Origin of the sequence: Rossellomorea vietnamensis (assembly GCF_008180415.1) — a bacterium.
Lineage (GTDB): Bacteria > Bacillota > Bacilli > Bacillales > Bacillaceae_B > Rossellomorea > Rossellomorea vietnamensis_C.
Map to the genome: position 1 here is coordinate 17,652 of NZ_VTEI01000019.1, position 13,822 is coordinate 31,473.

The 13,822-nt window shown below is 38.5% G+C and carries 14 protein-coding genes and 1 pseudogene; 10 read left to right on the forward strand and 5 right to left on the reverse strand.

Features of this window, described 5'->3' with window-relative positions:
• Window positions 1–208: 208 nt before the first annotated feature.
• The gene (locus tag FZC78_RS21360) at window positions 209–1,126 is read right to left on the reverse strand and encodes an AraC family transcriptional regulator (RefSeq protein WP_148942102.1); all 918 of its coding nucleotides are present in this window, start codon (window positions 1,124–1,126) and stop codon (window positions 209–211) included.
• 192 nt (window positions 1,127–1,318) lie between these two features.
• On the opposite strand from FZC78_RS21360, the gene FZC78_RS21365 reads away from it, so the two are divergent.
• The 9 genes from FZC78_RS21365 to FZC78_RS21400 all read left to right on the forward strand — a co-directional run bounded on the left by FZC78_RS21365 (window position 1,319) and on the right by FZC78_RS21400 (window position 9,383).
• The gene (locus tag FZC78_RS21365; RefSeq protein ID WP_148942103.1) at window positions 1,319–2,302 is read left to right on the forward strand and encodes an aldo/keto reductase; all 984 of its coding nucleotides are present in this window, start codon (window positions 1,319–1,321) and stop codon (window positions 2,300–2,302) included.
• Window positions 2,303–2,330: 28 nt separating this feature from the next.
• Entirely contained in the window at window positions 2,331–3,182 is an 852-nt protein-coding gene (locus tag FZC78_RS21370; protein ID WP_148942104.1) for an aldo/keto reductase, read from the forward strand.
• A 296-nt stretch (window positions 3,183–3,478) separates the two neighbouring features.
• Window positions 3,479–4,255, forward strand: a complete 777-nt coding sequence (locus FZC78_RS21375) for a cytochrome P460 family protein (RefSeq protein ID WP_187445049.1) — start codon at window positions 3,479–3,481, stop codon at window positions 4,253–4,255.
• A gap of 44 nt (window positions 4,256–4,299) precedes the next feature.
• Window positions 4,300–4,986 carry a DUF4405 domain-containing protein gene (locus FZC78_RS21380; protein WP_148942106.1) on the forward strand — a complete coding sequence of 229 codons (687 nt, stop codon included), beginning with the start codon at window positions 4,300–4,302 and terminating at the stop codon, window positions 4,984–4,986.
• Window positions 4,987–5,029: 43 nt separating this feature from the next.
• Window positions 5,030–5,329: a hypothetical protein gene (locus FZC78_RS24045; RefSeq protein ID WP_215727416.1), complete on the forward strand. Its 300-nt coding sequence runs from the start codon at window positions 5,030–5,032 to the stop codon at window positions 5,327–5,329.
• Complete coding sequence (locus FZC78_RS24050) at window positions 5,326–5,742, forward strand: flavodoxin (protein WP_215727417.1); 417 nt, start codon at window positions 5,326–5,328, stop codon at window positions 5,740–5,742. The genes FZC78_RS24045 and FZC78_RS24050 overlap by 4 nt, the downstream gene beginning before the upstream one ends.
• 181 nt (window positions 5,743–5,923) lie before the next feature.
• Window positions 5,924–6,811 carry a flagellin lysine-N-methylase gene (gene fliB / locus FZC78_RS21390; RefSeq protein ID WP_148942107.1) on the forward strand — a complete coding sequence of 296 codons (888 nt, stop codon included), beginning with the start codon at window positions 5,924–5,926 and terminating at the stop codon, window positions 6,809–6,811.
• Between the two features lie 408 nt (window positions 6,812–7,219).
• Window positions 7,220–8,314, forward strand: coding sequence for an alpha/beta hydrolase (locus FZC78_RS21395; RefSeq protein WP_187445050.1), 1,095 nt, complete (start codon window positions 7,220–7,222; stop codon window positions 8,312–8,314).
• 13 nt (window positions 8,315–8,327) lie between these two features.
• Window positions 8,328–9,383: an alpha/beta hydrolase gene (locus FZC78_RS21400; protein ID WP_187445051.1), complete on the forward strand. Its 1,056-nt coding sequence runs from the start codon at window positions 8,328–8,330 to the stop codon at window positions 9,381–9,383.
• Between the two features lie 187 nt (window positions 9,384–9,570).
• Here FZC78_RS21400 and FZC78_RS24795 read toward each other — a convergent pair.
• The 4 genes and pseudogenes from FZC78_RS24795 to FZC78_RS21420 form a co-directional block, all read right to left on the reverse strand.
• A pseudogene (locus FZC78_RS24795) lies at window positions 9,571–9,864 on the reverse strand (tyrosine-type recombinase/integrase); the annotation flags it as partial.
• A gap of 1,434 nt (window positions 9,865–11,298) precedes the next feature.
• Window positions 11,299–11,814, reverse strand: coding sequence for a hypothetical protein (locus tag FZC78_RS21410; protein WP_148942109.1), 516 nt, complete (start codon window positions 11,812–11,814; stop codon window positions 11,299–11,301).
• Window positions 11,815–11,872: 58 nt separating this feature from the next.
• Window positions 11,873–12,946 carry an NAD(P)/FAD-dependent oxidoreductase gene (locus tag FZC78_RS21415; protein ID WP_148942110.1) on the reverse strand — a complete coding sequence of 358 codons (1,074 nt, stop codon included), beginning with the start codon at window positions 12,944–12,946 and terminating at the stop codon, window positions 11,873–11,875.
• 130 nt (window positions 12,947–13,076) lie between these two features.
• Window positions 13,077–13,322 (reverse strand): stage VI sporulation protein F, encoded by a 246-nt coding sequence (locus FZC78_RS21420; protein ID WP_148942111.1) that lies wholly within the window; start codon window positions 13,320–13,322, stop codon window positions 13,077–13,079.
• Between the two features lie 170 nt (window positions 13,323–13,492).
• Between FZC78_RS21420 and FZC78_RS21425 the strand changes: the two genes are divergently transcribed.
• The gene (locus FZC78_RS21425; RefSeq protein ID WP_148942112.1) at window positions 13,493–13,777 is read left to right on the forward strand and encodes a phospholipase; all 285 of its coding nucleotides are present in this window, start codon (window positions 13,493–13,495) and stop codon (window positions 13,775–13,777) included.
• Window positions 13,778–13,822 lie beyond the last annotated feature (45 nt).

Below are 13,822 nucleotides of genomic sequence, written 5' to 3' on the forward strand. Positions count from 1 at the left end.
ATAATGGAATGGAATGCTTTACGTTTAATCTTAAAGATCTTATTTTTTATTCGCATAATTAACGTTATATGTATTGATAGGTAAACTATAGAATGAAAAAAGTGCATTAATCCGAGATGGGATTATGCACTTTTTTGTATTGTTTTGAATGTATCTGCGCTAATATTCGCTAAAATTCACTAAACTAAATGAAATCAGTGAGTGGTTATCAAGCCTTTACCTTTTGACCATATTTATCCCTCGTGCGCTTAATATCTTCTATTGGCGGTAAACCAAACATCCTCGAATATTCACGGCTGAATTGGGAAGGACTTTCGTAGCCAACACGGAAGCCAACTTCCGCTGCATCTGCTGATTGAGATAATAACAGGCTTCTGGCTTCTTGAAGTCTCAGTTGTTTTTGGAATTGAATGGGGCTCATTGCTGTTACCTCTTTAAAGTGCCGATGTAGGGAAGAGACACTCATATTTGCTATTTCCGCAAGTTCCTCAATCTTGAAAGATTTAGCATAGTTGTTCATGATATGTTGGATTACATCACTGATTTGATATGTTGAACTTCCTTCTAGTGCTATTTGTTTCAGCAGGCCCCCATTTTCTCCTTGCAGAACCCTGTAGATAATTTCTTTTCTGATCAGAGGAGCTAGTACCTTGATGTCTTTCGGAGTGTCCAGCAAACGAGCTAATCTCGCTACCGCGTCTAACAAAGACGTCTCTAGATTGCTGACATACATACCTCTTTTAGCACTTTCCTTCTTTTCAACTCCCATTTGGTATTCACGTAATACCTCCAATATTTCACTCGGTGTGAATTCCAGTTTGAGGGCAAGATAAGGAACTTCGGGAGAGGCTTCTGTAACTTGTCCGACAATTGGCAAGTTAACGGATGCAACAAGGTAATTGGCAGGACCGTATAAATAGCTCTCCTGTGCCAGCAATACCTCTTTTCTGCCTTGAACGATAATACATAATGATGGTTTGTAAACCCCGTAAACTGGACCTGTTACCTCTGAAAAACGAATAAAAGATAAAGAAGGAATAGCAGTCGCAACAGCTCCATCCCTACCTGTGTAACTTTCAATATATTGGGTAATTTCAGCACGTTGTTTATCAATCTGTTCGGACATAAATACCTCCTTGATTCAATATTTCTAAGTCAATTTTAATACATATTATCACATAATGTAACTATCGTGAGAGGATTAGGCAATATTTTAGCAGGATTAATCTAAAGGTTTTAGATTTTTTATTGCATAATAAAGGAGTCAGTCGCAGTTTTTTATCCTTCTATCATATTAGGTTAAGGAGTTGAATCATACATGAAAAAACGCAAATTAGGAAACAGTGACATTGAGGTTTCCTCCATCGGACTTGGATGCATGGGAATGAGCTATGGTTACGGGCCTGCTGCGGACAAGAAAGAGATGATTTCGCTTATTCATGAGGCGATTGACCGTGGTGTTACTTTTTTCGATACTGCAGAGGTATATGGTCCATATATCAATGAAGAATTGGTAGGGGAAGCCCTTGCTCCATTCAAAGGTAAAGTTGCGATCGCTACAAAATTTGGAATTCAATTGGAAAATGGTAAGCAGGTTCTTGACAGTAAGCCGGAGCGTATCAGGCAATCCATTGAAGGATCGCTAAAACGGCTGAAGGTAGACACCATTGATCTTTACTATCAGCATCGGGTTGATCCAGGTGTTCCGATTGAAGAGGTAGCCGGAGTAATACATGACCTGATTAAGGAAGGTAAAATTAAGCATTGGGGACTTTCTGAAGCAGGGGTAGAAACGATTCGCCGTGCACACTCGGTTCATCCACTTACTGCCATTCAAAGTGAATATTCAATGATGTGGAGAAATCCTGAGGATGAGCTTTTACCTGCCCTTGAAGAGTTAGGAATTGGCTTTGTTCCTTTTAGTCCATTGGGCAAGGGATTCCTTACTGGAACAATTAAAAAAGATGCAATGTTCGTCAGCTCGGATTTTCGTAGTATAGTACCTCGTTTCAAACCTGAGAATATTGAAGCAAACCAGGTATTGGTCGACATAGTAAAAAAGATTGCTGTAGGTAAAGATGCAACGCCCGCTCAAATTGCACTTGCATGGGTACTTGCTCAGAGGCCTTGGATTGTTCCGATTCCAGGCACTAGGAAGTTGAACCGCCTCGAAGAAAATCTTGGGGCAAATGATATTGAACTGAGCTCTGAGGAACTTAATGAGTTGAATGATTCCTTAACAAAAATTGAAGTAGCGGGAGATCGCTATCCGGCAGAATACGCAAAAAGGGCAGGAAAATAATTTACAAGTGAAAACAGGAGGATTTTATATGCAAAAGGTAACTTTAAATAATGGTGTAGAAATGCCTATTCTAGGTTTTGGGGTTTTTCAGATACAAGATGAAAATGAATGTGAACAAGCTGTTTATGATGCGATTATGGCAGGATACCGTCTCATCGATACTGCTGCATCCTATCTAAATGAAGAAGCAGTGGGACGAGCAATCAAGCGGAGTGGTGTTCCTAGAGAAGAATTGTTTATTACCACGAAGCTATGGGTTCAGGATGCTGGTTACGAAGGCACAATGAAGGCAGTTGCAAATTCAATGGAAAGACTGCAATTAGATTACTTGGATTTGTATTTGATTCATCAGCCTTATGGAGATGTACACGGATCTTGGCGAGCAATGGAAGAACTATATCGTGAAGGAAAAATCAAAGCTATTGGAGTGAGTAACTTCCATCCAGACCGTCTGATTGATTTAATGCTTCATAATGAAGTTGTTCCTGCGGTTAACCAGGTTGAAACACATGTTTTCAACCAACAAATAGAAAGTGCACAATTCATGTTAGAGAACAATGTTCAGATTGAGTCTTGGGGACCATTTGCTGAAGGGAAAAATAACATGTTCCATAACGAAATTTTCGTGTCGATAGCGGAAAAGTATAATAAATCTGTCGCTCAGGTGGTGTTGCGTTGGCTGACACAAAGAGGAGTTATTGCGATTCCAAAGTCTGTTCATAAGGAAAGAATTATCGAAAACATTAATATCTTTGACTTTAAATTAAGACAAGAGGATATGGATCAAATCGCCACGTTAGATACTAAGGAGAGTTTATTCTTTTCACATAGGGATCCTGAAATGGTGAAGTGGATCGGTACACGTAAGCTTGATATTTAATACTCGTTTTCATATAAAAAGAAAAAGTCGATTTCCTTCTTGGAACATCGACTTTTTCTTGAAATTAAAGATACCTAGAGTTTCAACTCTTATCTCTCGTATATGCATGTTGAAAATGCGCCTAATCAACCAGTTTACTTTTCGGTAAGATATTTTGAGAAGATTAGGCAATTATTTAATACGATTATGATACCAGGCGTGATTTCTCCTGTTACATAATGAGTATAGGATTTAATAACAATGATCATCTAAAGCTTTTACCCAATCATTATATAGAAACTTGGAGGAGGAACAGTGTGAAAAAAATATTATATAAGCTCTTTATATTACTTGGGATGTCCATTACTCTTATAGCTTGCAGTAACAATAACGATACCCAACAAGAATCGATGGATGATGTTCCAAAAAATGATAGAGCCCAACAAGAGACAACGGAGGATGTTTCGCAAGGGGATCCTACGGAAGACGGGTCTAGTCTTATTCAATTCCCTGAAGATTATAAAGAGGGAGTTCTTTACACAACAGTTACACGAGGAAACGCTTATGAGGAACTTTTCACAAGTAGGGAAGCAATTGAAGCGGTTCAGAATGGGGAGCCGATTCCAAGTGGTACTGTAATTACCCTTGATATTTATGAGGATGGTGAACTTGACCGTATTTTTGTGATGGAAAAGCGCTCAGATCTTGACCCGGAACTGTTAGATGAACAACATAATGGAGAATGGGCTTTTCAGTCATTCGCTCCCAATGGAACTGTAAATGAAGAGGAAGATCTTGGTCGCTGTATGTCTTGCCATGCTAATCAAGAGAGAGACAATTTTCTTTATAAGCTGGAAGAAATGGAGAATTACGACCTTGAAGAGCTCGCTGGATTAACTGAAAAAACTACAGAGTCTCCAATTTCAGGTGTTTCTACAGATGAATGGGAGATAAGAGAGGTAGCAGCTCACTTAGATAAATCAACTTCCAATGTTGAAAGAAGTAATGAGAATATTGAATTAGAAGGTCAGGAAAAAGTTGAAATAATACAAAATACTCTTTTGACAATTTTTCTTAAGCAGTTGGAAAACTGATTCGATTAGAAGAATTAATTAATAATAAGCAGAGGATGAAATATTTGAACCGGAATATAGCAATTAGATTGGTAATTGATTTAACCATGACCATTCTGATGTTAGTGGCAATGGCTTATCATATTACTGGGAATACAATTCATGAAGTAGTCGGGGTTTGCCTATTTCTTTTATTTATTGTCCATAATATTTTGAATAGAAAATGGTATAAGGCCATAGCTAAAGGGAAATATAATATCCGGCGTATATTAAGCATAACAGTCAATTTGCTTTTTCTTATGTCTATAGTAACCATAGTGATAAGCTCTTTACCAATTTCCAGTGATTTACTCCCTTTTGTTTCTGTTAATAACGACATGATATGGAGAGAAATACATGTATTGACTTCCTATTGGGCATTTATCTTGATGGCAGTACATATAGGAATGTCGTGGAGGACAATTATTAATGCAGTAGGAAAGATGAGTGGGATTACACAGACTAGTCGCATACGCACCATTATTTTGCGTTTTATAGCAGTAATGATTGTTGTTTACGGCGTGCAGACTTCTTTTGATAGAGAGATGAGTTCCAAGTTAACCATATATAATCCGTTTGGCTGGGGTACTGATGATTCCTTTTTAAGATTTTTAATAGATCATCTAGCCATTATGGGAATTTATATAAGCGGTACTCATTATGTGCTTAAATTTGTACAAAGGAAGAAAGTGGAGAAGACTGGCAAGAAGTAATCTAAAGGTAAGATAATCAGGTTTAACAAAAAAGGAAGTGAGTATGATAAAGCGGGCAATATTAACAGTGGGTGTAGTTTTTAGTTTCATTCTAGTTGGCTGCCAAAATAGTGAACCTAAAGAAACACCCAGTTTACCGAATAACAATTCGGAAACTGGGTTACCCTCAGGAACACAAAATTCTACATTGCCAATTATAGAAACTGAGTATGGTCGTGGAGCACAATCAGATGGAGAGGACACGAATGCACAGGAAGAGCCTACACGCATTATTTCAGATGAAGCTGATAGCATAATAATCTATTTTCAAGATCAGGTAACACCCAAAATCTTGCGAGAATGATCTACAATGAATCCGGTGCAGATATGTTGGAATTAACGGTTACAGATCCATATCCTTCAGATTATAGTGAAGCAGTAGAACGAGCTAACGAAGAAAGAGATAATCAAGAATATCCTGACATTAATACAGACATTCCTGATTTATCCCAATACGATACAGTCTATTTAGGGTATCAAACCTGGACAATGACTCTATCTAATCCTATGATTTCTTTCCTACTGGATCATGGTTCTGATTTGTCAGGAAAAACAATTTATCCCTTCTCAACCAATGCCGGGTATGGTGAGGGTAATACGATAGAACGTATTGAGGAACTCGCACCGGATGCGAGTGTGGTCAAAAGTTTCAGTATTCAAGATGAAGATTTATTAGATAACCAGGAACAAGTATCTAAATGGTTAAATGAGAATTAATCATAAAAGGCAGAATAAGTTTTTTGGAAGAAGCCTCATAAGCAACAAGTATAATCTTGATTGCTGTTAGAAAATGATTTGAACAAATCTATCATATGTTTCCCTCGTTAGGAGTGTTGAATAATGTAGTACTTATTTGACCAACGAGACAGGTAGTTTGCAAAATAGGAGCAATGCTAACATGAATAAAACAAAACAAAGAATACTAGAGCCATTATATATGGAAAAATTCGCATGTATTGGCTCAGAATGTGAAGATACTTGCTGTGTAGGATGGAAGATTTCAATTGACCAATCCACATATAAAGAGTATGAAAAAGTTAATAATCAAGAACTAAGAAAATCACTTGATGAAAATATAACCAAAAATCAATCGGACCCAACCGAACAAAATTATGCAGAATTAAAAATGAACAAATCAGGCGCTTGTTCTTTTTTAACAAATGATAAACTATGCGGCATTCAACTTCAATTAGGTGAGGACTTTTTATCTAATACTTGTGCGAATTATCCAAGAGTATTTAATTTGGTTAATGATACTATTGAACGTTCAGCAACCATATCATGTCCAGAGGCTGCACGAATAGCATTATTAAATCCAGAAAAGCTAGAATTTGTTGAAAAAGAAGAGGTAGTTGTTAAGAAAAGGATTATTGGTCAAAAGCTGACTCCAGACACGCAGACAGATATAAATATAGAAATGTATTTCTGGGAGTTGCGTATTTTTATCATAGAAGTTTTACAAAATCGAAATTACTTTTTGACGGATCGATTAATTATGATAGGTATGTTTTTTGAAAAGATTCAAAAAGTTATTGATAATGGTGATATTGAAGATGTTCCTTTATTAATAAATGAATACAGGAAGTTAATAGAAATAGGAACCTATAAAAACGAGATAAAACAAATACCCACTAACTATTCAATGCAAATGGAATTAGCGAAAGAACTTGTTGACAAGTGTTTTACTCTGGGGATAGGGAGTGAGCGTTGCGCTCAATGTATTGTAGAGTTTATGGATGGAATAAAATTTTCAAAATTGGAATGTCAGGGCACCATAAAGGATTGAATAAAGAACTAGCCATAAAGCTTATCCAATCCTTCGGAAAAACAATAGAACATAATAATATTTTTCTAAACTCAATTAGTAAGTCACTTAATAAACAAGGTTTTACAACTTCAGCCAATATCTCAATCTTAATTAATATCTAAACTACTCTTTATAAGTGATCGAGAAAATTCCTACCTTAGATACAAAAGAAAGTTTGTTCTTTCTTACAGAAATCCTGAAATGGTGAAATGGATTGGGACACATAAACTTGATAATTAATATTTTTTCCGCCTAAATACTGTAGTTTATTAAGGTGTTGAATCCATAGAAAAGCGTGTGAATTAATAACACACGCTTTTTCTATATACAGTCATGAGGAAACAATTATGGGATTGGCTTTAGGAGAACATTGAAAGAGGTGGTAGTGTGCAAAATCAAAATAGTAAGTACAAAATGGTATTAGCCCTCTTTTTGATATTCATTGTACTTCTTACTGGATGCGATAAAAACACGACAGATGAGCAGATTTCTTCATCGAGAGAAGAAACAACCAGTGAAACTATCAACGAAAAACAGGATACGGTGAAAGAATCCGGTACAGAAGCAATAGAGGATACCGAGGGATCCACAAAGGACAATATAGAGATAAGCTACACAGTGGACACAAAAATATGGGATGTCATTGATGAACCTGCCTTTGAAGAATACGGGAGACTGATTTTTCCCGCCGATAGGAGGATTGACACAAGTATGACTCTGGGTGAGGTCGGTAGCATCCTTACCTGGTACAACTATGTCAATCCAGATCGGACAGTCGAAATAGTAAATTATATGAAAACCAAAGCAGAGGCAGGAGAACAGATTTTTTATGACATCTACACGGATGAAGAAAAAGAAGCTGATCCTGAAAAGGAAAATACCGGACTTTTCTTTTTTCGAGGGAATTCGGACGAGAAATTTGCCATTGTGAATGCCGGTGGCGGCTTTGTATATGTAGGAGGCATGCATGACAGCTTTCCGCATGCATTGGAATTATCGAAAAAGGGATATAATGCATTCGCATTGATTTACCGTCCGGGAGCGGAGACAGCCCGAGAGGATCTTGCACGAGCGATTGCTCTTATTCATGAACATGAGGATGAACTAGAGGTGGACACGGTGGACTATTCCCTGTGGGGAGGCTCTGCTGGAGCGCGGATGGCCGCTTGGCTTGGATCATACGGAACAGCAGCCTTTGGAGAAGCAGAATACCCGAGACCTGGAGCGGTCATCATGCAATATACGGGACTTTCCGAGGTGAATGGAAATGAGCCGCCGACGTATGCAAATGTGGGGACAAGCGACGGCATTGCAAGCTATCACACAATGGAGAGTCGTATTAATCAAATCAGTGCAAATGGAACTGACACAGAGATTGAAATATTTGATGGACTTCCGCACGGGTTCGGACTTGGCGATGGGACAATTGCAGAAGGGTGGATAGATCATGCCGTCAAATTCTGGGAGAACCAGATGGACTGAGGAGGAATGGAGAATGAGAGGGAAAAGATTACTCGGAATTATGTTAGTACCGCTGTTTCTTATCGGGGTACTTGCCGCATGTAACAACCGGCAAGCTTCGGATGGTACCTCTGTCTCTGAAGTAAAGGATAATACAGCGATTGAAATAGTACAGCAGGCAGATGTTGACATGAACAAAGGAAGCGGTGAGCATCCAGTTCCGCAGGAACTGGATGCTATTCCGGGAGAGTATTACCAAGCGGCAAATCAGAAGGGAAACTTGTTGGAGCTTACCTACAGTACCTATGAATCGAAAACATATGAACAGAAAAGTAAGGAGTTAACAAAAAGGGCAATCGTATATCTGCCATATGGGTACTCTGAAGAAAATAAGTACAATATTCTTTATCTTATGCATGGCGGCTGGAGTAATGAAACAACGACCCTTGGCACTCCGGATAATCCGAATTCCTTTAAGAATGTCATTGATCATGCCATAGAAAATGGAGAGGTAGAACCGCTTATCATTGTATGCCCTACATACAATAATGAAAGTCCTGAGGACAGTGCAGACTACACGTTGGCGTTTTATACTCTGACGGTCAATTATCATAATGAACTGATAATTGACCTGATTCCTGCTGTGGAAGGAACTTACTCGACTTATGCGGAAAGCACATCCCCTGAGGATATTAAGAATTCCAGAGACCACCGTGCATTTGGTGGATTTTCGATGGGATCTGTTACCACATGGTACACCTTAGTGAATGGTCTGGACGAATTTAGATATTTCCTGCCTATGAGCGGTGCGATGGATTATGAGGACAATGATGTAGATGCGGCAGTGACTGCCTCCGGTCACAGCCCGGATGATTACTTCATCTACGCGATTACTGGTACAGAGGACTTTGAATACGGAAATTTCACAAGTCAGATTGAAGGCATGCTTGGTATGTCGAGTGGGAATTTCATATTGGCCGATAATGAAGAATACGGAAATATTGCACTTCGTATTAAGGATGGATACTCACACGACGGACTTGCAGCAAAGGAATATACCTATAATGGCTTAATGTGGTTTTGGAACTAAGGAGAAGATGCGCAAAGTGAAATATCAGCTTTAGAAAGTGATTTGAAGGTCAGTGCAGTAGGTCGTATGATTCTCTATGATTTTTAGAAAATTAGAATCTTTGATTGTTTAAGTATGGAGGTGCCTTTTCTATTATTTTTATCAAAGTAAATAGACCTCTTTATAATCTTCAGGGAATTGTTTAAGACTAGAAACGTCTCCAGGAACAAGTAACTACATAGTTAATGAGAATGTCATCACACAGTAGTTTCTGTAGCGTTCGAAGTTCAACCTTATCTTTATTGATATAGTTTACATTCCCTTGCTCATCGACTGTCTCAGCTTTTCCTTGTTGCAGTAGCAAAGATGCAATTGTGTGGCGCAAATGGTGCAACTTAAAGCGGTTTGGAGGTAGGCCAGCTTTTACAAGAACCTCTTTAAATATGACATTCATTCCTCGAGGGTTGATGGCTTGTCCGCGTGAATTAAGGAATACGGCTCGAGCGGATGATTCTGATGCTCCAGTAAAGAAGCTTTATACTTCTTTTATAGTGGAATCATCATGGAGTGAAGGGGAAGGAGGTGTTCCTTTTCCCAATCAGTTCCTGCCGTCTCATTCCCGTGGTCCCCAGCAGTATTAACATCGCTTAATTTCGAAGCGAGAGGGGGCGCTCATCTTGTTCCAGGGAGCGTAAGAGCTTTTGAACTTCTTCCAGGTTCCTGTAAACCGGAAGCTTGCTATCCATCTTAGGTGATTGAATGCTGACATGAAGTCAGATGACATTATTTTTTCTTTTAAGCAGAACTTCGAGAACGATTTCAAACTCGAGATCGGCGGATAGACCGACCGATGTTTACCATGATGTTGAAGGGTCTGCTGCTGGATAAAGCGGCGCAGAAGGGAGGGATTCGAATCCTACAATAGCGTTGACCGCTTATGATCCTTCAGGAAGCTGTGAAAAAAGGTTAAATTGCTTTCATAACTGGAAAGGGTATTACTGGAGTAATTTTGTTCAACCTAGAGGTAGAGCAAAAATTCATGCAACTCATGCTGAATTCTATGAATTAAACGTCCAAATAATAATTATCTGGATGTACCAACAAATTCTATCTCATGAGAATTATCGGAACAACACCAGAATGTTATCCGGAAAAATTATTGGGAACATGCTCGAAAATTTCTTCTTAATAACGTATATTATAGGAAGTTTGATCTCTGCCAAAATATTTATTTCGTCTCAATATTAATAGTATTCTTTGGTTATGAGACAAAATAACTTCATTTTACCTTGCTTCCTATAATATATGTTATGTAAACTAAGAAGAAATTCAGAGAGACCATAAATGATTACCCCTGGTTGCCATAACCTCTTCACTCTTTTTAAATTTCTCTATCACAGATCCGGCTCTGCCATATAAATTCATTGGTGCCTGCCAGATAAAAGTGTGTCTCATTATCTTTTAATACTTCTAGCTATAATTTCCTTAATAAATTCACGATATTTACTTTTTAACTATTAGGTTTAATTTCATAAAGCCATATAGAAATATTTCATTTTATCGGCTCCTATTAATTAGAAAAAATGAACACTAAGTTTGCAGATCTGCTTTTCAACAAAAGAATTATTTACGAACAAGTGTTCTATGGTACGAAAAAAGGCACTTTAATGTATCAGAAAGCCTTGCTGTAAGATATTATTTCTATCTTGCTTTTCGGTTTAGTAATTCAGTAGAACCTGTCTCTACCGTCTCTTTGAGACCAATTCAGCTCTGAATTTAGGGCGAACTGGTCTCTACAGCGCTCCTTGAAACCGACTAAGATCTGATAAAAAGTTTAACTGGTTGAGTAATTTCATAGTCCATTCCATATTCATTTCATGCCAGTTGGAATAATATTGTGTATTCAAAGCTGCCAAAACAGGTCCTTAGAAGCAGCTTAATAGTTATTTGATAATAAATGCTGATATTTCTGTACTGTCATCCACTGCATATCCTTTGAAGCCATAGGCACAAACCCACCGTCGGAAGCTGTGATCAATTTGTTATACATCTTTTGAAAATGAATGTCCTGGTAAGACATTTGAAGATGAATGTTTTTTACATTTTCATCTTTCATCATAGCTGCCGAATTAAAGTTGTTGGTTCCCATTGATTTTGCTGTAAAACTTCCTTCCAATGCGATGTTTTTTTCCCAAGGCTGTAATTCGCCTAGTGTTTCAGTAAAAAGGATTTCACTTATTTCAGGCAGCTGCACTTTATGGATTCGATTGGGATCTATCAGGGAAATCATGACAGCAACATGGACTTGTAAAGTGTCTATATGGCTTTTCAGCACTCTTTTCAATAATGGGTTTTGAACATTTTGATAATAAGTCTGCAGTTTGAAAATGACTCCCTCATGGGCAGTCAGATGTTCAGCCATCAGGCCGAGATCGATAGCAGGCAGTTTCATTTCTGCACCCCCTCATTATATAAAGGTATGCAGTAAATACGAGAAAGAAGCTTTTCTTCTAGTTTTTCAAAAGCTTTTTATTCTGAATCTGTCTCAAAGCCCAAGGTATCTTACCGAATAACGGCCGGTTTCTGAATACAGCAACTCCCTGTTTATTTCCTAATTCTAAAAGAATTGGTATATGCAGCTCCTCAACCAACTCCCCTTCACCTGTATCCAGAAACCCTCTAATATTGGTAAATAATACATCTCCTTGTTTTCTGGAAGTATAGAGCGAATGGGTAAAAGGTTGATGTTCTTTTATAACTGCGCCCTCACCTGCACCGAAGATGAATGGATACTCCTTTATCTGGAGGGTTTTCTCGATAGATAAATAACCGTTTTCATCGACAGGAAGCTTTGAAAGCTTAAAAAGATCCGGTGCTTTTGGTTTCTGTAACCAAAGCAGCTTATCAAAAGAGATTTCTTCTGAATTTAGAAAGATTTTATTTTCTTCCATTTTCTTAATGGTTTCCCCTTCAAACAGAATAATCCCGCTTTCCCTGAGCCTATTGGCTATAGCTTCGGAAATGTTCTCTTTCATTTCAGGGAGCAGCCTGTTTTGGGCAATGACCGTGATGGGGTTGGGTAGATGCTGTTTTGTACGCCAGGCTTGCACAGATGATGCTATTTCAACAGCAGCAGCATTTTCCCCGATGATGACGGGATTGTTAACTCCGCGGAAGGTTTTAACAGCAGTTGTGAATTGATAATTAGGTTTAATCGTATAAATATTTTCAGAAAGGGAAATTTTATCAGTTCCACTGGTCATTGAACCGATATTCAACGAGATGATGTCAAATTCCAGAATCTCTCCTTCTGCTGTCAATGCCAGCTTCTGTCCCGGATCTATTGAAAGTACAGCTCCCTCTTTCCATTTGACTCCTGCATCTTCTGCAAGTTTTTCCAAATCTGCTCTAATCCTCTTCTCTGCGTATCTATCTTCAGCATATCCTGGAAACAGTTCAGGAAAGTACTGATAGTTGGATGGTGATATCAGAGTTATGTCAACTTCCTTTAAGGGTTCTTCTTTTAATCTCTTTAGTACCTGTATATGAGAATGGCCCCCTCCGGCCAGTAAAAGCTTTTTCATTATGTACCAACCTTTCTTGTTATGTCGCACTGATAAGTTTACAGGTATTTCTGCTTAATAAACAACCGTTAATATCTGAGGTGATCAATTGAAAAAAAACAGCAGCCCTCTTCAGGCTGCTGTTTTTGTATTATTTCTTCTTATTCATCATCTTCTGTATTTCATTCATATCCTTAGGTACTTTCCCGCTTGTGATCGCCTTAACGAGCATCTCTTCTTTTTCTCTTGAAACCGGCTTGCCTGCCAGAGATGAGACTTTTTTAATCATGGTTCTGACTTGTTTTTCATCTTTGAAGTTCGTGTTTTGGAATGACTGAGCAAGCTTCATAATGTCGTCCATTTTGACACCTGTCTTCTTTTCAAAGTTTCCGAACATAATGGTCCTCCTCTCAAAGAGTTTCTCAATGCATCTTATGTATAAGGAGTATGCCTTGTATCAACGGACGTCCCGGGTGTTGGAAATTTGAGATTTTTATAGGCTGCCGAACAAGCCGTGAAGGGATTGTCTGCATAGTCTGTAGCATAAGAAGAAAAGGAGGAAATGAGATGTATCCGCCTGAAAGAATCCGCAGGAAACCCAAGGGGTTCTGTGTTTTTCCTGGTTACCGTTATTGCGGTCCAGGGTGCAGCGGACCTGGTGCTCCTGTCAATGCGGTTGATGCCGCCTGCAAGGCTCACGATGAATGTTATAGAAGATATGGTCCCTCCTGCCGCTGTGATCAGTTATTTATGGAGAGGCTGCAGGCCAGAATGCATGCGAATACTCCAGAGGCACGGCATGCAAGAATTATGCACGGTTATATGAAGCTTAAAACAATGTTTTCTTGCTGAAAAAAAAGAACCGGTTCCCCATAGTGGAGTTCCGGTTTCTTCTTT